The organism is Pseudomonas capeferrum (assembly GCF_013523055.1).
GTDB lineage: Bacteria > Pseudomonadota > Gammaproteobacteria > Pseudomonadales > Pseudomonadaceae > Aquipseudomonas > Aquipseudomonas capeferrum_A.
Map to the genome: position 1 here is coordinate 22357 of NZ_JAAMQM010000006.1, position 20072 is coordinate 42428.

The 20072-nt window shown below is 61.8% G+C and carries 25 protein-coding genes; 11 read left to right on the forward strand and 14 right to left on the reverse strand.

Features of this window, described 5'->3' with window-relative positions:
- The first annotated feature begins 44 nt into the window (after positions 1-44).
- Complete coding sequence (gene rlmF, locus G7009_RS08330) at positions 45-1001, forward strand: 23S rRNA (adenine(1618)-N(6))-methyltransferase RlmF (RefSeq protein WP_181129523.1); 957 nt, start codon at positions 45-47, stop codon at positions 999-1001.
- Positions 1002-1051: 50 nt separating this feature from the next.
- Here the strand turns inward: rlmF and G7009_RS08335 are convergent, their stop codons facing one another.
- On the reverse strand, positions 1052-1333 hold the full coding sequence (locus G7009_RS08335) for an HU family DNA-binding protein (protein ID WP_181129524.1): 282 nt from the start codon (positions 1331-1333) through the stop codon (positions 1052-1054).
- A 415-nt stretch (positions 1334-1748) separates the two neighbouring features.
- On the opposite strand from G7009_RS08335, the gene yejK reads away from it, so the two are divergent.
- Positions 1749-2756: a nucleoid-associated protein YejK gene (yejK, locus tag G7009_RS08340; protein WP_181129525.1), complete on the forward strand. Its 1008-nt coding sequence runs from the start codon at positions 1749-1751 to the stop codon at positions 2754-2756.
- Here the strand turns inward: yejK and G7009_RS08345 are convergent.
- The 13 genes from G7009_RS08345 to G7009_RS08405 form a co-directional block, all read right to left on the reverse strand.
- On the reverse strand, positions 2737-3036 hold the full coding sequence (locus tag G7009_RS08345; RefSeq protein WP_181129526.1) for a GIY-YIG nuclease family protein: 300 nt from the start codon (positions 3034-3036) through the stop codon (positions 2737-2739). The two genes, yejK and G7009_RS08345, sit on opposite strands and share 20 nt — an antisense overlap.
- A gap of 80 nt (positions 3037-3116) precedes the next feature.
- Positions 3117-4397, reverse strand: a complete 1281-nt coding sequence (locus G7009_RS08350; RefSeq protein ID WP_181129527.1) for a CynX/NimT family MFS transporter — start codon at positions 4395-4397, stop codon at positions 3117-3119.
- A gap of 13 nt (positions 4398-4410) precedes the next feature.
- Positions 4411-5058: a FadR/GntR family transcriptional regulator gene (locus G7009_RS08355; protein WP_181129528.1), complete on the reverse strand. Its 648-nt coding sequence runs from the start codon at positions 5056-5058 to the stop codon at positions 4411-4413.
- 137 nt (positions 5059-5195) lie between these two features.
- Complete coding sequence (hisC, locus tag G7009_RS08360; protein ID WP_181129529.1) at positions 5196-6242, reverse strand: histidinol-phosphate transaminase; 1047 nt, start codon at positions 6240-6242, stop codon at positions 5196-5198.
- 2 nt (positions 6243-6244) lie between these two features.
- Positions 6245-7570, reverse strand: a complete 1326-nt coding sequence (hisD, locus tag G7009_RS08365; protein ID WP_181129530.1) for a histidinol dehydrogenase — start codon at positions 7568-7570, stop codon at positions 6245-6247.
- A gap of 126 nt (positions 7571-7696) precedes the next feature.
- A complete protein-coding gene (gene hisG, locus G7009_RS08370; RefSeq protein ID WP_181129531.1) occupies positions 7697-8332 on the reverse strand; it encodes an ATP phosphoribosyltransferase in 636 nt (211 codons plus the stop codon).
- Positions 8333-8425: 93 nt separating this feature from the next.
- On the reverse strand, positions 8426-9691 hold the full coding sequence (gene murA, locus G7009_RS08375; protein WP_181129532.1) for a UDP-N-acetylglucosamine 1-carboxyvinyltransferase: 1266 nt from the start codon (positions 9689-9691) through the stop codon (positions 8426-8428).
- A 23-nt stretch (positions 9692-9714) separates the two neighbouring features.
- Positions 9715-9954, reverse strand: coding sequence for a BolA family protein (locus tag G7009_RS08380; protein ID WP_029613593.1), 240 nt, complete (start codon positions 9952-9954; stop codon positions 9715-9717).
- A 119-nt stretch (positions 9955-10073) separates the two neighbouring features.
- Positions 10074-10376: an STAS domain-containing protein gene (locus G7009_RS08385; protein WP_181129533.1), complete on the reverse strand. Its 303-nt coding sequence runs from the start codon at positions 10374-10376 to the stop codon at positions 10074-10076.
- Complete coding sequence (locus G7009_RS08390) at positions 10373-11026, reverse strand: MlaC/ttg2D family ABC transporter substrate-binding protein (RefSeq protein WP_181129534.1); 654 nt, start codon at positions 11024-11026, stop codon at positions 10373-10375. Before G7009_RS08390 ends, G7009_RS08385 begins: the two co-directional genes overlap by 4 nt.
- A 9-nt stretch (positions 11027-11035) precedes the next feature.
- A complete protein-coding gene (mlaD, locus tag G7009_RS08395; protein ID WP_181129535.1) occupies positions 11036-11503 on the reverse strand; it encodes an outer membrane lipid asymmetry maintenance protein MlaD in 468 nt (155 codons plus the stop codon).
- The gene (gene mlaE / locus G7009_RS08400) at positions 11503-12300 is read right to left on the reverse strand and encodes a lipid asymmetry maintenance ABC transporter permease subunit MlaE (RefSeq protein ID WP_181129536.1); all 798 of its coding nucleotides are present in this window, start codon (positions 12298-12300) and stop codon (positions 11503-11505) included. Before mlaE ends, mlaD begins: the two co-directional genes overlap by 1 nt.
- Positions 12300-13109 carry an ATP-binding cassette domain-containing protein gene (locus G7009_RS08405; RefSeq protein ID WP_181129537.1) on the reverse strand — a complete coding sequence of 270 codons (810 nt, stop codon included), beginning with the start codon at positions 13107-13109 and terminating at the stop codon, positions 12300-12302. Before G7009_RS08405 ends, mlaE begins: the two co-directional genes overlap by 1 nt.
- Before the next feature lie 242 nt (positions 13110-13351).
- Here G7009_RS08405 and G7009_RS08410 point away from each other — a divergent pair, with 242 nt between their 5' ends.
- The 9 genes from G7009_RS08410 (at position 13352) to rapZ (ending at position 20070) form a co-directional block, all read left to right on the forward strand.
- Positions 13352-14326, forward strand: coding sequence for a KpsF/GutQ family sugar-phosphate isomerase (locus tag G7009_RS08410; RefSeq protein ID WP_181129538.1), 975 nt, complete (start codon positions 13352-13354; stop codon positions 14324-14326).
- Positions 14326-14850, forward strand: a complete 525-nt coding sequence (locus tag G7009_RS08415) for a KdsC family phosphatase (protein ID WP_181129539.1) — start codon at positions 14326-14328, stop codon at positions 14848-14850. The genes G7009_RS08410 and G7009_RS08415 overlap by 1 nt, the downstream gene beginning before the upstream one ends.
- An 8-nt stretch (positions 14851-14858) precedes the next feature.
- Complete coding sequence (lptC, locus tag G7009_RS08420; RefSeq protein WP_181129540.1) at positions 14859-15431, forward strand: LPS export ABC transporter periplasmic protein LptC; 573 nt, start codon at positions 14859-14861, stop codon at positions 15429-15431.
- Positions 15418-15945 carry a lipopolysaccharide transport periplasmic protein LptA gene (gene lptA / locus G7009_RS08425; protein WP_181129541.1) on the forward strand — a complete coding sequence of 176 codons (528 nt, stop codon included), beginning with the start codon at positions 15418-15420 and terminating at the stop codon, positions 15943-15945. Before lptC ends, lptA begins: the two co-directional genes overlap by 14 nt.
- On the forward strand, positions 15946-16671 hold the full coding sequence (gene lptB, locus G7009_RS08430; RefSeq protein ID WP_181129542.1) for an LPS export ABC transporter ATP-binding protein: 726 nt from the start codon (positions 15946-15948) through the stop codon (positions 16669-16671). It abuts the gene before it with no gap.
- Positions 16672-16855: 184 nt separating this feature from the next.
- Positions 16856-18349: an RNA polymerase factor sigma-54 gene (locus G7009_RS08435; protein WP_181129543.1), complete on the forward strand. Its 1494-nt coding sequence runs from the start codon at positions 16856-16858 to the stop codon at positions 18347-18349.
- Positions 18350-18427: 78 nt separating this feature from the next.
- Complete coding sequence (gene hpf, locus G7009_RS08440; protein ID WP_181129544.1) at positions 18428-18736, forward strand: ribosome hibernation-promoting factor, HPF/YfiA family; 309 nt, start codon at positions 18428-18430, stop codon at positions 18734-18736.
- Positions 18737-18748: 12 nt separating this feature from the next.
- Positions 18749-19213, forward strand: coding sequence for a PTS IIA-like nitrogen regulatory protein PtsN (gene ptsN / locus G7009_RS08445; RefSeq protein ID WP_181129545.1), 465 nt, complete (start codon positions 18749-18751; stop codon positions 19211-19213).
- 2 nt (positions 19214-19215) lie between these two features.
- Positions 19216-20070, forward strand: coding sequence for an RNase adapter RapZ (gene rapZ, locus G7009_RS08450; RefSeq protein WP_181129546.1), 855 nt, complete (start codon positions 19216-19218; stop codon positions 20068-20070).
- Positions 20071-20072 lie beyond the last annotated feature (2 nt).

Sequence of the window (20072 nt, forward strand, 5' to 3'; positions counted from 1 at the left end):
TTGCCGGGCCACCGGACCGCCGCGATGCTTTCCAGGATCTGTCCATGACCAGCAAACCCACCCTGCACCCGCGCAACCGCCATCAAGGCCGTTACGACTTTCCCAGACTGATCGAGGGATATCCGGAGCTGGGGCGCTTCATGATCACCAACCCCTACGGCAAACCCAGCATCGACTTCGCCGATCCCGAAGCCGTAAGGGTGTTCAATCGCGCTCTGCTCAAGACCCAATACGGTATCCAGCACTGGGACATTCCCGCTGATTACCTGTGCCCTCCCATCCCCGGGCGTGCCGATTACCTCCACGTGCTGGCCGACCTGTTGGCCGAGGACGGTGCCGGCGAACCGCCCCGAGGCCCCAAAGTACGAGCGCTGGATATCGGAGTAGGCGCCAACTGTATCTATCCGTTGCTGGGCCACAGCGATTACCGCTGGCGGTTCCTGGGATCGGACATCGATCCCGTCGCCCTCGCGGCAGCCAAGGCGATCGTCCAGGCCAATGCCTTGGGCAAGGCCATTGACCTACGCCAGCAGAACAACCCCAAGCACATCCTCATGGGCCTGCTCGAGCCAGACGAACGCTTTGACGTGACCTTGTGCAATCCGCCCTTCCATGCCTCGCGTGAAGAGGCTACCCGCGGCAGCCAGCGCAAATGGCGAGCGCTAGGCAAGGCGGATCCCAAGCGCAAGCTGCCAGTGCTGAACTTCGGTGGGCGGAACAATGAGCTGTGGTGCGAAGGCGGCGAGATCCGTTTCGTCACCCAACTGATCGGCGAGAGTGTGCAATACGCGCGTCAGGTGCTCTGGTTCACCACCCTGGTCTCCAAGGCCAGCAACCTGCCTGGCATCGAGGCGGCGTTGAAGAAGGCAGGAGTCGTTGACCGGCAGGTAGTCGACATGGGCCAAGGGCAGAAACAGAGTCGCATGGTCGCCTGGACCTTCCACGACCAGACTGCCCGACAGGCATGGCACGCGGCCCGCTCCGGCAAATCGCAGGCATGAAAAAACCGCGCCCGGACAAGCCGGGCGCGGTTTCAGCGAAGCATCGACAATTACTTGTTGATGGCGTCGTTCAGGATCTTGGCAGGAACGAACTTCACGACCTTCTTGGCAGCGATTTCGATGGCAGCGCCAGTCGAAGGGTTACGGCCGGTACGGGCAGGACGCTCGGAGACTTTCAGCTTGCCGATGCCTGGCAGAGTGATTTCAGCGCCGTTTTCCAGCTGGTCGGCAACGATCTGGCCCAGTTGCTCCAGAGCATTGCGAGCGGTGGTCTTCGGCGCGTCGATCGCTTCGGCGATATCGGCAATCAGTTGGTCTTTGGTCAATGCCATGGTGGTGTTCCTTCCCTATCAAATTCAGTGGATATGCAGTGTGCTACGTCGGTGATCGGGCCAACCCTGAATAAGCCCGGCGGGCCTGCCAGTTGCGTATGTAGATACGCAAATCGGCGTTTGGTTCGACCGTACGTGAGCGACCTGCCAGCAATGCGCCACACGGGGTGCGCAAGACCGGGCAAAGCTACCACAGGAACGGATAAATATCCGCAGCCTACAGGGCTTTTGTGCAGGTTTTTCAGGGGTTAACGCCAAAAAGTCGACAAATTGGACAAAATTTCGACAACCTGCATTTCCGCTATCGTCAGGCCGGTGCATCGCCGATGCACTGGAGTAAACTGGACGACTTTGTAGCGCGGCCCGGATCGCGCCCTTCAGTCGAAAGCACCGTCTTCCTGCAATCGAGAGCCTCATGCCCATTCGTCACTGCATCGTTCACCTGATCGACAAGAAACCCGATGGCAGCCCTGCCGTGTTGCATGCACGCGATACAGAGCTGGCCGAATCGGACGCTATCGAAAACCTGCTGGCCGACCTCAACGACAGCTACAACGCCAAGCAAGGCAAGGCGTGGGGATTCTTCCACGCCGAGTCCGGGGCCTACCCGTTCAGCGGTTGGCTCAAGCAGTACATGGAAGAAGAACAGGACTTCACCGCCTTCAGCAAACAAGCCGTCGAGCATCTGCAAAAGCTGATGGAGGAGTCCAACCTGTCGACGGGCGGCCATGTCCTGTTCGCTCACTACCAGCAGGGCATGACCGACTACCTGGCTATCGCCTTGCTGCACCACAGCGAGGGCGTGGCGGTCAGCGACACGCTCGATGTCACGCCATCGCGCCACCTCGACCTGGGCCAGTTGCACCTCGCGGCGCGTATCAACCTGTCGGAATGGCAGAACAACCGGAATTCCAAGCAATATATTTCTTTCATCAAGGGCAAGAACGGCAAGAAGGTCTCGGAGTACTTCCGTGACTTCATCGGCTGCCAAGAAGGCGTCGACGGGCCTGGCGAGACCCGCACCCTGCTCAAGGCGTTCAGCGACTATGTAGAGAGCGAGGACCTGCCCGAGGAAGCCGCTCGCGAGAAGACCCAGACACTGGTCGACTATGCCACCAGCCAGACCAAGGCCGGCGAGCCGGTGACCCTCACGGAGCTCTCCAGCCTGATCGACGAGGATCGGCCCAAAGCGTTCTACGACCATATCCGCAACAAGGACTACGGGTTGTCGCCCGAGATCCCGGCCGATAAACGTACCCTCAATCAGTTCCGCCGCTTCACCGGACGCGCCGAAGGCCTGTCGATCAGTTTCGAGGCGCACTTGCTGGGCTCGAAGGTCGAGTACGACGAAGAGGCGGGCACCCTGGTCATCAAGGGCTTGCCGACCCAACTGATCGATCAGCTCAAGCGTCGCAAGGATTGAAGCCTGCCCAGGAGGCCACCAGCGCCTCCTTGGCAGACTTGCGCAGCTTCTTGATCAGGCGTTCCTGACGCAGGGCTTCGCCCTTGTCCGGCCACCGCTCGACGTAGACCAGCGCCTGCGCCGGGCTAGTCTTGAAGTAACGCGCGCCTTGCCCCTTCTGGTGCGCCTGGAAGCGCCTTTGCGGGTCGTCGCTGATACCGCAGTACAGCGAACCGTTGGCGGCGCGGACCAGATAGACGTACCAGGACTTCGGCCGTACGGCAGTAGGGATTTCGCTCACGGGCAGCTATCAGGCGTGTAATGGAGGCTGCAGTTTACCTGTTCGACGACACGCCTGAAATGCATGCAAAGATCCCCGTCTCAGACGCGCTCGCTGGTCACTTGCACATGCTGGGCACGACCGGCCTTGAGCCCGAACAGGATGGCACCCGTGCCCACTATCGCGAAGATCCAGCCTACCGCGGCCCAGCCGCCGGTAAGGTCATGCACTACGCCCACCGCGAAGGGCCCCATGGAAGCCAAGGTGTAACCGACGCCCTGGGCCATGCTCGACAGGTTGGCGGCGACATGGGCATCACTGGAACGCAATACGATGAGCGTGAGCGCCAGTGCGAAGGTACCGCCCTGCCCCAGACCCAGCAGGATGGCCCAGCCCCAGAGCCCCTCGATGGGCGCATACAGGCATCCGAACAGACCGGCCATCGTCACCAGCATGACGATGACGATCGCCAGGCGCTGATCCTTGCCACGGGTGGCCAGCCAGGGTGCGCCGAGCGAGCTGATCAATTGCACCAGCACCGAGCCGGACAGCACCAGGCCTGCCTCGGTCGGGCTCAGGCCGCGCCCGATGAGGATCGAAGGCAGCCAGCCGAAAACGATGTAGGCCAAAGAGGACTGCAGGCCCATGTACAAGGTCACCTGCCACGCCAGGGGATCGCGCCACAGGCCACGCACGCGATAGGCCACGCGATGGGTAGCGTGGCCATGCCGCACCTGGGGTAGCCAGACCAGCATGGCCAACAGCGCCGGCACCAGCCAGAAGCCAAGGCCGATGGCCCAGCTGTCGTCGAAGTAGCGCGCCAGCGGGACCGTCGACCCAGCCGCCACGGCGGCACCCAGGCACAATGCCATGGTGTAGACACCCGTCAGGGTGCCGGCATGTCGCGCGAAGTCGCGCTTGACGATGCCAGGCAGCAGCACACCGATCACCCCAATGCTCGCGCCGGCGAGAATACTGCCCAGGAACAGACCGTTCACGCCCAGCGCACTGCGTACCAACATGCCCAACGCCAGCGTCAGGAGGATGCCGAAAATCACCCGCTCGCTACCGAAGCGTCGCGCCAGCACTGGCGCCAGCGGTGCGAAAAGCCCAAGGCAGAGCACCGGCAAGGTCGTCAGCAGGCCTGCCTGGGAAGCGCTCAGCCCTAGCCCTTCAGAGACTTGCCCCAGCAATGGCGCCATGCTCGACAGGGCCGGACGCAGATTCAGGGCGACCATGACCAGGCCCAGCAACAGCAACCAAGGGCGACGAAGCGCCATAGGGGGCTGCCGGACCTGCTCGTCGTCGACTTCGGTATCGATCAGCATCTGGTCCAGCTCTGCCTGGCAAGGCGCCGAGGCGCGGGTATCAAGATCGTTCATGGTCATCTCGTCTTCAGGATTCGATCAGGGTTCGGCTCAAGCGCTTGGCACGCTCTGCGTCGCGCTGCTCGATGGCCTCGAGGATCTGCCCGTGCAGGTCGAAGACCGACTGGCAGCGCGGCACATGGCTCAGATTGCGTTGCACCGTGGCGGCGACCACCCCGGAGAAATAGCGATACAGCTCGCTGAGCGCGGGATTGTGCGCGGCGTCGATCAACCTCTGGTGGAACACCATGTCGCATTCGACGTAGGCATCGAGATCGTCGTGATAATGCGCGCCACTGGCCCGCAAGGCTTGGCGCAGGCCCTCCAGGTCCTCTTCAGTACGGCGCAAGGCCGCCAGGCCGATGGCTTCGGCCTCGAGAATATGGCGAGTCTCGCGCGCCTGCTCTGCCGTACAACGGGAAAGCGCTTGAACCGCTTGTAGAGGGTCGAGCGCCGTGCGCAGATAGCTGCCATCGCCCTGGCGAATCTCCACCAGGCCACTGAAGGCCAGCACTCGCATGGCCTCGCGCACGGTATTGCGACTGATGCCCAGCTCCGCTGCCAGCTCGGGCTCGGTCGGCAAGCGCTGACCCACTGCCCAGGCGCCTTCTGCGATGCGGCCGCGTAGTTGATCGACCGCTTGTTCGACCAGGGATCGTTTGACCAACAGATTCATGCTTACATCCAGTCATCGGACGAATTTAGAGCTGTAAGATATAGACCGGTCTTGGAGAGGGCAAGTGGTAGCAGGTCTGTAGTCTCACAGCATGCCGAAGCAACCCGGTCGAGGACTGGCCTCCACCGGGCGTGCATTCAGTTCAACGCATCCAGCAGCGCCTGGTTCTGCTCTGGAGTACCGATGGTGATACGCAGGAACTGCGCGATTCGCGCCTGCTTGAAGTGCCGCACGATCACTCCCTCCTCACGCAGGCGCGCCGCCAGTTCACCGGCATCCTGCTGCGGATGGCGAGCAAAGATGAAGTTGGCGGCCGATGGCAATATTTCGAAGCCACGAGCGGTCAACTCCGCGACCAGGGTTTCGCGGCTGTCGATCACCTTGCGGCAGGTCTCTTCGAAATAGGCTCGATCGGCGAACGCCGCCGCCGCACCCGCGATCGCCATCCGATCGAGGGGGTAGGAGTTGAAGCTGTTCTTGATCCGCTCCAGCGCTTCGATGAGATCCGGATGCCCCACCGCCAGGCCCACGCGCAAACCGGCCAGGGAACGCGACTTGGACAGGGTCTGGGTGACCAGCAGGTTATCGTAACGGTCTACCAGGCTGATGGCGGTCTGACCGCCGAAGTCGATGTAGGCCTCATCGACTACCACCACCGAATCACGGTTCGCTTGCAGCAACTGCTCGACCGCCTCCAGTGGCATCAGGCACCCGGTCGGCGCGTTGGGGTTGGGAAAGATGATGCCGGCGTTGGGCTTGCGATAGTCTTCGACGCGGATCTGGAACCGCTCGTCCAGCGCCACTTGCTCGAAGGCGATGCCGTACAGGCCGCAATACACCGGATAGAAGCTGTAGCTGATATCTGGGAACAGCAGCGGTGCACCGTGCTGGAAGAGGCCGTGGAAGATGTGCGCCAACACCTCGTCCGAGCCGTTGCCCAGGAATACCTGCTGGGGCGTAATGCCGTAATACTCCGAAACGGCCTGCTTGAGCAGATCGCCATTGGGGTCGGGATACAGCCGCAGGCCGTCGCCGAGCTCGCCACGCATGGCTTCCAGAGCCTTGGGCGACGGGCCATAGGGGTTCTCGTTGGTATTGAGCTTGACCAGGCGGGTCAGCTTGGGCTGCTCGCCGGGAACGTAAGGCACCAGGTCCTTGACGAAAGGGCTCCAGAATCGACTCATGTTCAGTTCCCCTTCTTCTCGGAGTTGATACGGTATTCGGCGCTGCGTGCGTGGGCGGTCAGCGATTCGCCGCGGGCCAGGACCGACGCGGTCTCGCCCAGCACGGATGCGCCCTGCTCGGAGCAGAAGATGATCGACGAACGCTTCTGGAAGTCATAGACCCCCAGGGGCGAGGAAAAACGCGCGGTGCCGGAGGTCGGCAAGACGTGGTTGGGGCCTGCGCAGTAGTCGCCTAGCGCTTCGCTGGTGTGGCGTCCCATGAAGATCGCGCCGGCATGGCGAATGTGCGGCAGCCAGGCATGCGGATCAGCCACCGAAAGCTCCAGGTGCTCGGGGGCGATGCGGTTGGCGACTTCGATGGCCTGCTGCATGTCGCGGACCTGGATCAACGCGCCACGGCCATCGATCGAGGTGCGAATGATCTCGGCACGCTCCATGGTCGGCAGCAGCTTGTCGATACTCGCGGCGACGCGATCAAGAAACTCGGCATCGGGGCTGACCAGAATGGCCTGGGCGTCTTCGTCATGCTCGGCCTGGGAGAAGAGGTCCATGGCGATCCAGTCGGGATCGGTCTGGCCGTCGCAGACCACGAGGATTTCCGAAGGACCGGCAATCATGTCGATACCGACCTGGCCGAAGACATGACGCTTGGCAGTGGCAACGTAGATGTTTCCGGGGCCGACGATCTTGTCCACCGGTGGCACGCTTTCGGTTCCATAAGCCAGGGCGGCGATCGCCTGGGCTCCACCGATGGTGAACACCCGATCGACACCGGCAATGCAGGCTGCGGCCAGCACCAGCTCGTTGATCTCGCCACGCGGGGTCGGCACGACCATGACCACTTCCGCCACGCCGGCGACCTTGGCGGGAATCGCGTTCATCAGCACCGACGAGGGATAGGACGCCTTGCCGCCAGGAACATACAGGCCGGCGCGGTCCAGTGGCGTGACCTTTTGGCCCAGGACCGTGCCGTCGGCCTCGGTGTACTGCCAGGAATCCTGCTTTTGCCGCTCGTGGTAGTTGCGCACGCGGTTGGCGGCGGTTTCCAGGGCCGTGCGCTGAGCCGCAGTGATGCGGGTAAGCGCCAGCTCCAGTCGCTCGCGGCCGAGGATCAGGTCCTCGATACCGGCCGCTTGCAGGCCGTCGAAACGCTGGGTGAACTCCACCAGTGCCGCATCGCCACGCTCACGCACGGCCTTGATGATGTCGAGCACCCGCTGGTTGACCGACTCATCGGACACGCTTTCCCAGCTCAGCAGATGATCCAGATGTCGGGCGAAATCCGGGTCAGCGGCGTTGAGACGGGCGATTGCAGTGGACGTGGTCATGGCGAGGGCCTCGATAGATGACGAATGCTCAGGCGCCCAAGGCTACCAATCCATCCGCGCGGGCACCCGAGAATAATGGCTATGACGCGGATAGACGGACGCGACAGCGAAGGTCGCGCGCAGGTGTCAGTCGCGGTGTCGCGACTCCACGGCCTGGCGCAGGGTATCGATCAGGTTCTGGATGCGTGCGTGCTGCATCTTCATGGACGCCTTGTTGACGACCAGGCGCGAGCTGATGTGAGCGATCATTTCCTGGGGTTCCAGGCCATTGGCACGCAGGGTATTGCCAGTATCGACGACGTCGATGATCTTGTCGGCCAGGCCGATCAGCGGAGCGAGCTCCATGGAGCCGTAGAGCTTGATGATGTCGACCTGACGACCCTGTTCGGCATAGTAGCGCTTGGCTACGTTGACGAACTTGGTAGCCACGCGCAGGCGGCCCTTGGGTTCGGGGGCGCCGACCGCGCCCGCGGTCATCAGCTTGCAGCGGGCGATCTGCAGGTCCAGCGGCTCGTACATGCCCTGGCCGCCGTACTCCATCAGCACGTCCTTGCCGGCCACACCTAGGTCGGCGGCACCATGCTCGACGTAAGTCGGCACATCGGTGGCGCGGACGATGAGCAGGCGCACGTCGTCCTGGGTCGTAGGGATGATCAGCTTGCGGCTCTTGTCCGGATTCTCGGTAGGCACGATACCGGCTTCTGCGAGCAGTGGCAGGGTATCGTCGAGAATGCGGCCCTTGGATAGCGCGATGGTCAACATGGGGAACGTCGGTCCTTAAGCGGCTACAACCGGCCGAGCGCGAGGCTCGGCGGTATTCGATTCTTCGTGGCGCGTCCCTGCGCCGGTTACAGGCTAGCCCGGTACGCGACGGATCTTCGCGCCCAGCATCTGCAGTTTTTCCTCGATGCACTCGTAGCCACGGTCGATGTGGTAGATGCGATCGATCAGGGTGTCACCCTCGGCCACCAGGGCCGACAGCACCAGGCTGGCCGAGGCCCGCAGGTCGGTCGCCATGACAGGCGCGCCCTTGAGAGTCTTGGTGCCGGTGACGATGGCGGTATTGCCTTCGACCTGGATCTGCGCGCCCATGCGGTGCATTTCGTACACGTGCATGAAACGGTTCTCGAAGATGGTCTCGATCACCGCGCCGGTACCTTCGGCGATGGCGTTGAGCGAGATGAACTGCGCCTGCATGTCGGTCGGGAAGGCTGGGTACGGCGCGGTACGCAGGTTGACTGCCTTTGGCCGCTTGCCGTGCATGTTCAGCTCGATCCAGTCTTCGCCGGTGGTGATGTCGGCACCCGCTTCCTTGAGTTTTTCAAGGACGGCTTCGAGGATGGTCGGATCGGTGTCCTTGACCTTGACACGACCACCGGTCACGGCGGCCGCCACCAGGTAGGTGCCAGTTTCGATACGGTCGGGCATGACGCGGTAGGTCGCCGAGGACAGGCGCTCGACGCCATCGATGACGATGGTATCGGTGCCGGCGCCCTGGACCTTGGCGCCCATGGCGATGAGGAAGTTGGCCAGGTCGACCACTTCCGGCTCGCGCGCGGCGTTCTGCAGGACGCTACGGCCCCGGGCCAGTGCCGCGGCCATCATGATGTTCTCGGTACCGGTCACGCTCACGGTGTCGAAGAAGAAGTGCGCACCGCGCAAACCGCCTTCAGGCGCCTGGGCCTTGATGTAGCCGCCCTCGACCTCGATCGTCGCGCCCATGGCCTCGAGGCCACGGATGTGCAGGTCGACCGGACGCGAGCCGATGGCGCAGCCGCCGGGCAGCGCGACTTCGGCCTTGCCGAAGCGGGCGACCATGGGGCCCAGGACCAGGATCGAGGCACGCATGGTCTTGACCAGCTCGTAGGGGGCCACGAGAGTCTTGATGGTCCGAGGGTCGATTTCCACCGCGAGCTTCTCGTCGATCACAGGCTCGATGCCCATGCGACCGAACAGCTCGATCATGGTGGTGATGTCGTGCAGGTGCGGCAGGTTGCCAACCGTCACCGGGCCATCGGCCAGCAAGGTTGCGGCAAGGATCGGCAGGGCAGCGTTCTTTGCCCCGGATATGCGGATCTCGCCGTCGAGACGCGCGCCACCAGTAATAATCAGTTTGTCCATTGGAATCTCGCCGCCAAGTTGGCTCAGGTGCGCTCAGCCCAGGCTGCGCTGCTGAAAAATTTCATGGTTACCGCATGGATGCTGCCATCGGCGATCCACGGGTTCAGATGAGCGTAGATTGCCTGCTGACGCTTCACCGGGCTCTGGCCGGCCAGCTCGTCGCTGATCACGTTCAACTGGAAGTTGCAGCCTTCGCCTTCAACTTCGACCCGGGTTCCCGGCAATTTTTCTTCAAGGAAGCTTTTAACTTCTACGGCCTGCATGCTCAACCTCAATCGGCGCCCAGTGCGCGCGGGTCGGCCATCATACAAAAAAGCCCCTCGCCTGCGAACCCCATGACAGAGGTACGCTGACCGGGGGGCTTTTCACCAGCCGGGGGCCATCAGCCCGCCAGTACTTCATCCAGGTCATAGACCTCGGCGATTTCCCGCATGCCATCGGGCATGCCTCGGCATTCGCAGTGCTTGCCCAGCTCCCGGGCGTCACGAATGAACGCCAGGAGCAATGAAAGACCGACACTGCTGGACTGCTGGACTTCCGAGCAATCCAGGACCAGGCGTGAATCGCGGCAGGCTGCGATCAACGCGCCGCCCGCCTTGCGCAGGGCCGGACCATTGCGGTAGTCCAGCACGCCGGCCAGGCGCAGTACACCCGGCTCGGCCATGCTCACGCCGGTCTCGCTCATTGGACTTCCTTCTCCGGCGAACTCTCGGCGGCTTCCTTGGCCTTGGCCACTTCGCCCGCCCAGGTGTCGATGGTCTTGTCCAGGTCATTGCCGTTGCGCGACATGGCGTCGGCGAACTGGTCGCGGAACAGCTTGCCGATATTGATGCCGTTGACGATCACATTGCGCACTTTCCATTCGCCGCCGATCTTCTCCAGGGTGTAGGACACTGGATAGGTCGCGCCATTGTTGCCGGTGACTTTCATGCCGACGCTGGTGCGATTGCCGCTCTCGTCCTTGGCGGGATCGACGGTAATGCCCTGATTGTTGTATTCGAGCAGGGCGTTGCCATAGAACTGCATCAGGCTGCGCTTGAAGTTCTCCTGGAAGCGCTGCATCTGCTCGGGGCTCGCCTTGCGCGAATACTTGACCGTCATGATGCTGCGGGAGATGCCGTCGGCATCCACCATCGGTCCCAGGATCCGATTGAGGGCTTCGTAGAAGGTTTGCGGATTGGCCCGGTATTGTTCCTTGTTGCTCTTGAGGTCGGACAGCAAGGCATTGGTGGTCCCTTGGATCACCTCATGGGCAGACTGACCAGGCGCGGCCTGAGCCAGCATGGGCAGTGCAGCCAACAGGACCAACAGGCCGCGTCGCAGGATGGAAATCATGGAAACTCCTTATTTAGCTTCTTTGCCAACGGAATTGAGCAGGAACTTGCCAATCAGGTCTTCCAGCACCAGGGACGACTGCGTGTCATGGATGGTACCGCCTTCCTTGAGCACGGCCTCTTCGCCGCCTACGCTGATGCCGATGTATTTCTCACCGAGCAATCCGGCGGTCAGGATCGAGGCAGTGGAATCGGTCGGCAGGTTGTCGACGTGCTGGTCCAGCTGCAGGGTCACCCGACCGGTATAGCTGTCGCGATCCAGATCGATGGCGGTGACCTTGCCGATGGTGACACCGGCCATGGTCACCTTGGCTCTGACCGTCAAACCGGCGATATTGTCGAAGTAGGCGTAAACTTTATAGGTATCGGTGCTCGGACTCGCCGACAGCCCGCTGACACGCAGGGCCAGCAGGAGCAGCGCCAGGATCCCGGCCAGCAGGAACAGGCCGACACCGATTTCCAGGGTGCGGTTTTGCATCAGAAATCTCCAAACATCAAGGCGGTCAAAATGAAATCCAGTCCCAGGACCGCCAACGAGGCGTAGACCACGGTCTTGGTAGTGGCACGGCTGATCCCTTCCGAAGTGGGCTCGCAGTCGTAACCCTGGAACACGGCGATCCAGGTGACGACGAATGCGAACACCAGGCTTTTGATCAGCCCGTTGAGCACGTCATCTGTAAAGGAAACACTATTTTGCATGTTGGCCCAGAACGAGCCTTCATAGACACCCAGCCAGTCCACCGCCACCCACGACCCGCCCCAGATACCGACCACGCTGAAGATCAGCGCCAGCAATGGCAGCGAGATGAAGCCGGCCCACAGGCGCGGCGCGACGATGTACTTGAGCGGGTCGACACCGATCATTTCCAGGCTCGACAGCTGCTCGGTGGACTTCATGTTGCCGATCTCGGCGGTCAGTGCCGAACCCGCGCGACCTGCGAACAGCAGCGCCGTAACCACAGGACCGAGCTCGCGTAGCAGGGTCAGCGCGATCATCTGCCCGACGGCCTGCTCCGACCCGTATTTGGTCAGGATGCTGTAGCCCTGCAGCGACAGCACCATGCCGATGAACACGCCCGACACCGAAATGATTGCCAGCGACAGCACGCCAACCGAATAAAGCTGCTTGACCAGCAGCTGGAAGCTGCCACCGATACCGCCACGGCCGATCAGGGCGTGACCGAGGAACAGACACGAGCGCCCCAGCACTGCCACGATATCGATGGCCGAGCGTCCGAAGAGACGGATACGTTCGAGTAAGGATCTTCTGCGCATCAACGCGCTCCCAGCAGGTCGGCGCGGTAATCGGGCGCGGGAAAATGGAAAGGGACCGGACCGTCGGGATCGCCTTTCATGAATTGACGAATGCGCGGGTTGTCCGAGCCCATCAGTTCGGCCGGCGTGCCCTGCCCCAGGACCTGACCATCGCCTACCACATAGAGGTAATCGGCTATGCTCGCGGTTTCGGCCAGATCGTGCGAGACCACGATGCTGGTAATACCCAGGGCATCGTTGAGCAGGCGGATCAGGCGCACCAGCACACCCATGGCGATAGGATCCTGGCCCACGAAAGGCTCGTCGTACATGAGGATCTGGGGGTCCAGCGCAATCGCGCGGGCCAGTGCCACGCGACGCTTCATGCCGCCCGAGAGTTCATCCGGCATCAGGTCGATGGCGCCGCGCAGGCCGACGGCCTGGAGCTTCATCAGGACGATGTCGCGGATCATCTCGTCGGACAGCTGGGTATGCACACGCAACGGGAACGCGACGTTCTCGAAGACATCGAGGTCGGTGAACAGTGCGCCACTCTGGAACAACACACCCATCTGCTTGCGGGCATCGAACAGATCGCCACGCGACAACGTCGGAAGATTCTGCCCGGCGACCCACACTTCGCCAGCGGACGGGCGCAGTTGCGCGCCCATCAGGCGCAGCAGCGTGGTCTTGCCACAGCCGGAAGGCCCCATGATGCCCGTGACCTTGCCACGCGGAATACGTATGTCAACATTGTTGAAAATGCTGCGCGAACCGCGCTTGAAGCTCACGCCCTTCAACTCGACTGCGTAGGCGCTATCCAAACTCATCTAGACTCCTTGCAATGCGGCCTCGTCTGCTTGGACGCTTGCCTCCATCATGAAGACACACGCGCCCCGAGCGGGCCGGACAGCGGCGAACTATAGCACCGCAGGTGGTCCCGCCCCAAGGCTCTCGCCCGGTTCGTTCAGCCCTGCGACAGGCTTGTATGACTGGTATGACAATCACAGGATGAGCCTTTCTCACATTACAGTTATAATCGGCCCCTTTTCTTCAAGTACTGCGTTCTCACATGAGCCAATCCAGCGAGCTGATCCAATCCGCCCAGCGCACACTGCGCCTGGAGCTTGAGGCGATAGAGGGCCTGCTGAGCCGCTTCGACGACAGCTTCGTCAAGGCGTGCGAGCTGATCCTGGCCAGCAAGGGCCGTGTCGTCGTCGTGGGCATGGGCAAGTCGGGGCATATCGGCAACAAGATCGCCGCGACCCTGGCGAGCACCGGCACACCGGCCTTTTTCGTGCACCCGGCCGAAGCCAGCCACGGCGACATGGGCATGATTACCCGCGACGATGTGATCCTGGCCCTGTCCAACTCCGGGGGCACCGCGGAAATCATCACGCTGCTGCCGCTGATCAAGCGCCTGGGCATCCAGCTGATCAGCCTCACCGGCAACCCCGATTCGCCACTGGCACGCGCGGCGGAAGTCAATCTCGACGCCCGGGTGGCCCAGGAGGCGTGCCCATTGAACCTTGCGCCCACGTCTTCGACCACCGCGGCACTGGTGCTGGGAGACGCGCTGGCGATCGCGCTGCTCGAGGCACGCGGGTTCACAGCCGAGGATTTCGCTTTCTCGCACCCGGGTGGCACTCTCGGTCGACGGCTGCTGCTGAAAGTCGAAAACGTCATGCACGTGGGTGACGAGCTGCCCCGGGTATCACGCGAGACTCTGCTGAAAGACGCTTTGCTGGAAATGTCTCGCAAAGGTTTAGGCATGACCGCCATCGTCGAAGCGGACGGACGGTTGGCCGGCATCTTCACCGACGGCGATCTGCGCCGCAGCCTGGACCGCAACATCGACATCCACCGCACCCCGATCGACCAAGTCATGACGGCTCATGGCCAGACGGTACGACCTGACATGCTCGCCGCCGAAGCGTTGAAAATCATGGAAGACCACAAGATCGGCGCCTTGGTGGTGGTCGATAAGGACGACTATCCGACAGGCGCGCTGAACATGCACGACCTGTTGCGCGCAGGAGTGATGTAATGAACGACGAATTGATGCAACGCGGCCAGGGAATCAAGCTGGCGGTCTTCGACGTCGACGGCGTACTGACCGATGGTCGCCTGTACTTTCTCGAAGATGGCAGCGAATTCAAGACCTTCAATACACTGGATGGGCAAGGCATCAAGATGTTGATGGCTTCCGGTGTCACCACCGCGATCATCAGCGGTCGCAAGACCCCGGTGGTCGAGCGACGCGCCAGGAACCTCGGCATTCCCCACCTGTTCCAGGGACGCGAAGACAAACTGGTGGTCCTGGACGGGCTTCTCGCCCAACTCCATCTAAGCTATGACCAGGTCGCCTACCTGGGTGACGACCTGCCGGACCTGCCGGTGATCCGCCGTGTAGGGCTGGGCATGGCCGTGGCCAATGCCGCGTCCTTCGTGCGCCAGCATGCCCATGGCGTCACCCAGGCCCGTGGCGGAGAAGGCGCCGCGCGCGAATTCTGCGAATTGATCCTGCAGGCCCAGGGAAACCTGGATGCCGCCAACGCCAATTACCTGTAGAGCCATACATGTTCAGCAAGAAAGTCCGCATCATTGCGCTGTCCAGTGTGATCGCAGCCTTGCTGGCAGCGGTCGGGTACTGGAACATCAGCCCCGAGACATTCCTCGACCAGCCGGTGGCCAAGGTCGACGAGAACGCCATCGACTATTACGCGATCAATGCACGCAGCGTCCAGTACCTGCCAGATGGCAAGGTCCAGTACGAGATGACCGCCGACAAGGTCGAACACCTCAAGGCCAGCGAGGTCACACTGGTGACCAAGCCTGACCTGCAGATGTACCGGGGCACGCAGTTCCCTTGGCATGTGCAGAGCGCGCGCGCCGAGGTCAACCCGGACGGTACCGAGGTGGAACTGATCGATGCCGTGCGCGTGGCGCGCACCGACGAAAAGAAGCGCCAGACCATCATTACCAGCACGCGCATGACCGTATTCCCGCAGAAGCAATATGCGCAGACCGAGCAAGCCGTTAGAATCGACGGCGCCGGTGGCACCACTACGGGCAAGGGCATGAAAGCCTATTTGAAAGACGGCAGGATGGACCTGCTGTCCAATGTAAGAGGACAGTATGAGGCTCGTTAAAACCCTCCCCTTTTTGCTCAGCCTGAGCGCTGCACTGGGAAGCGCGAGCGCCTGGGCCTTGCCGACCGATCGTGATCAGCCTATCCGTATCCAGGCCGACAACGCCCATCTCGACGACCGGCAGGGCGTCGCGACCTATACAGGCGACGTGATCATCACCCAGGGCTCTATGATGATCAAAGGCAACACCGTGACCATCACCCGCGCCGCTTCCGGCGACATCGACGTGGTTACCTCGGTGGGCAACCTGGCCTATTTCGAGCAGCAGCAGAGCTCGGCCAAGCCGGACAAGATGAAAGGATGGGCAGTGACCATCCAGTACCAGGCGGCAAAAGACCTGGTCATCCTGACCGACCGCGCCAAGGTCCAGAACGAAGGCAACACCACCGAAGGCGAGAAGATCGTCTACAACAGCAAGACCCAGGTGGCCACCGCCGGTCGCGGCGGCAACACCGTTGGCACGCCGCGCCAACGCATCGACATGGTGATCCAGCCCAAGAAGAAGGCCGAGTAAATGGCGACCCTCAAAGCCCAGCACCTGGCCAAGAGCTACAAAAGCCGACAAGTCGTGCGCGACGTCAGCCTGTCCATCGATAGCGGCCAGATCGTCGGCTTGCTTGGCCCCAACGGTGCCGGCAAGACCACCTGTTTCTACATGATCGTGGGCCTGGTACAGGCCGACCAGGGCCGCGTGCTGATCGACAACCTCGACGTCAGCCACCAACCCATGCATGGTCGGGCTCGCGCGGGCATCGGTTACCTGCCGCAGGAAGCTTCGATCTTCCGCAAGCTGTCCGTGGCCGACAACATCATGGCGATCCTGGAAACGCGTAGCGACCTCGATCGCGATGGGCGTCGCAAGGAGCTCGAAGGCTTGCTGCAGGAGTTCCACATCAGCCACATCCGTGACAACCTCGGCATGAGCCTGTCGGGCGGCGAGCGTCGCCGCGTGGAAATCGCTCGCGCCTTGGCCACGGCACCCAAGTTCATCCTCCTGGACGAACCATTCGCCGGCGTCGACCCGATTTCCGTCGGTGACATCAAGCAGATCATCCATCACCTGAAAGCCAAGGGCATCGGCGTGTTGATCACCGATCATAACGTCCGTGAAACCCTGGACATCTGCGAAACCGCCTACATTGTCAACGATGGCCAACTGATTGCCGAAGGCGATGCCGCGACCATCCTGGCCAACGACCTGGTTAAGGAGGTCTACCTGGGCCACGAGTTCCGACTCTGAGCCGGGTAGGCAGCGGCCGGATGAGCACCTGCTTGCCGTGGATGACGACTGAATTGTCACGGTGCTCTAGGCAAACGCAAGGATTTCAGGCATATAACTTGCTTGGATTCGGCGCTTCAGGCGCCCTGTATCTCTGTAGTGGATGGCGCATGCGCGCCGGCGAACAAGGTATTAAGTCCCTGCCATGAAACCATCGCTCGTCCTAAAAATGGGCCAGCAACTGACGATGACACCTCAGTTGCAACAAGCCATCCGCCTGCTCCAGCTCTCCACCCTGGATCTCCAACAGGAAATCCAGGAAGCCCTGGAGTCGAACCCGATGCTCGAACGTCAGGAAGACGGCGAAGACTTCGACAACAGCGACCCGATGGCCGACAACGCCGAAAGCAAACCGGTCGCCGAAGTCCAGGACAACAGCTTCCAGGAAAGCGCCCTGAGTGCCGACAACCTGGAAGACGGTGAATGGAACGAGCGCATTCCCAATGAACTTCCGGTCGACACCGCCTGGGAAGACATCTATCAGACCAGCGCCAGCAGCTTGCCCAGCAGCGATGATGACGAGTGGGATTTCACCACCCGCACCTCGGTGGGCGAAAGCCTGCAGAGCCATCTGCTCTGGCAGTTGAATCTGGCGCCGATGTCGGACACCGACCGGCTGATCGCGGTAACCCTGATCGACTGCATCAACCCGCAGGGTTACCTGGAAGAGTCTCTGGAAGAAATCTGCGAGTCCTTCGATCCCGAGCTGGATATCGAGCTCGACGAGGTCGAGGCCGTGCTGCACCGCATCCAGCAGTTCGAACCGGCGGGCGTGGCCGCGCGCAACCTGGGCGAATGTCTGCTGCTGCAGCTGCGGCAATTGCCGGCCAGCACGCCGTGGATGGCCGAGGCCCAGCGCCTCGTCAGCGACTACATCGACCTGCTGGGCGGACGTGACTACAGCCAGCTGATGCGCCGCATGAAGCTCAAGGAAGACGAACTGCGCCAGGTCATCGAGCTGGTGCAGAGCCTCAACCCACGCCCGGGTTCGCAGATCGAATCCAGTGAGCCGGAGTACGTGGTACCGGATGTGATCGTGCGCAAGGACAGTGATCGCTGGCTGGTGGAGCTGAACCAGGAGGCGGTCCCCCGCCTGCGGGTCAACCCGCAGTATGCCGGCTTCGTCCGCCGCGCCGACACCAGCGCCGACAACACCTTCATGCGCAACCAGCTGCAGGAGGCGCGCTGGTTCATCAAGAGCCTGCAGAGCCGTAACGAGACCCTGATGAAAGTGGCCACGCAGATCGTCGAGCACCAGCGCGGTTTCCTCGACCATGGCGACGAGGCCATGAAGCCGCTGGTGCTGCACGATATCGCCGAAGCCGTGGGCATGCACGAATCCACCATCTCCCGGGTCACGACCCAGAAGTACATGCATACCCCACGTGGCATCTACGAACTGAAATACTTTTTCTCGAGCCATGTCAGCACTTCGGAAGGCGGCGAATGCTCCTCCACGGCGATCCGCGCGATCATCAAGAAACTGGTTGCCGCGGAAAATCAGAAAAAGCCATTGAGTGACAGCAAGATCGCTGGTTTACTGGAGGCACAAGGCATCCAGGTAGCCCGTCGCACCGTCGCCAAGTATCGCGAGTCGCTCGGCATCGCACCGTCGAGTGAGCGCAAGCGACTGATGTAGCCGCGGGATGTGCCACAGCGTTTCAGTGGCAGGTGGACCACCTGCCTCTTTATGCACGGGCAACAAAGGAGAAGCTGTATGCAAGTCAACATCAGTGGACACCATGTAGAAGTCACCCCGCCGCTGCGCGATTACGTCGAACAGAAACTCAAGCGTCTGGAGGGTCATTTCGACAAGATCACCAACGTGCAGGTCATCATGAAGGTCGAGAAGCTTCAGCAGAAGATCGAGGCGACCTTGCAGATTCCTGGCGGTGAAGTGGTTGCCAACGCCGAACACGAAGACATGTATGCAGCAATCGATTCCTTGGCCGACAAGCTCGACCGTCAACTGAAAAAACACAAGGAAAAACAGCAGAGTCTGCTGCAAGGCGCAGCCGCCCGCTGACCCCCCTCATCCATGATCCGACTCGAAAACATCCTGACCCCCGGCCGTTCCCTCGTGAACGTGCCGGGCGGCAGCAAGAAACGCGTGCTCCAGCAAACCGCTACCCTGATTGCCAAGGAAGTACCGGAACTGGAGATGGAAGACGTATTCGAAAAACTGGTCGCTCGCGAAAAGCTGGGCTCGACCGGTTTCGGTAATGGCATAGCCATTCCCCACTGCCGCCTCGAAGGCTGCACCGCACCGGTCAGCGCGCTGCTGCACCTGGATGCACCTATCGATTATGACGCCATCGATGGCGCGCCCGTGGACCTGCTGTTTGTCCTGCTGGTACCGGCCGCTGCCACCGATGCCCACCTCGAACTGCTGCGCCAGATCGCCAGCATGCTCGACCGCAAGGACGTTCGCGAACGCCTGCGTGCGGCAGACAGCAGCGAGGCCCTGTACCAGGTTGTCCTGGACGAACAGAACAGGCCCTGAACATGCGTTTGATCATCGTCAGCGGCCGGTCCGGCTCCGGCAAGAGTACCGCCCTCGATGTTCTCGAGGATCATGGCTACTACTGCATCGACAACCTGCCCGCCGGGCTGCTGCCGCAATTGGCCGAGAATGCGCTGATCAATACCGAACTGCTGCAGCCAAAGGTCGCCGTGTCCATCGATGCGCGCAACCTGCCCAGCCATCTGTCGCGCTTTCCCGAACTGCTCGACGATGCGCGTGCCCGGCATATCCAGTGTGATGTGCTGTATCTGGATGCCGATGAAGACATCTTGCTCAAGCGCTTTTCCGAGACGCGTCGTCGCCATCCCTTGACCAACGCCAACCGGTCGCTGGCCGAGGCGATCCGCGTCGAAAGCGAATTGCTGGGCCCTATCGCCGACCTGGCCGACCTGAAGATCGATACCACCAATCTGAATCTGTATCAGCTGCGCGACTCGATCAAGCTGCGCCTGCTGAACCAGCCCGAGCCCGGGACAGCCTTCCTGGTGGAGTCTTTCGGATTCAAGCGCGGCATGCCGGTGGATGCCGATCTGGTGTTCGACGTACGGTGCCTGCCGAACCCTTACTGGAAGCCCGAACTGCGCGAGCATTCGGGTCTGGAGCAGCCGGTCGTCGACTACCTGTCGGCGCAGGCCGATGTGGAGGAGATGTACCAGGACATCTCCAGCTACCTGCTCAAATGGCTCCCTCGCTTTGCCGCGAGCAACCGTGCCTATGTCACCATTGCCATCGGCTGCACCGGCGGTCACCACCGCTCGGTCTATCTCACCGAGCGCCTTGGTCGGCAACTCCAGCAATCCCTGAAAAACGTTCAGGTCCGCCATCGCGACCTCTAGCC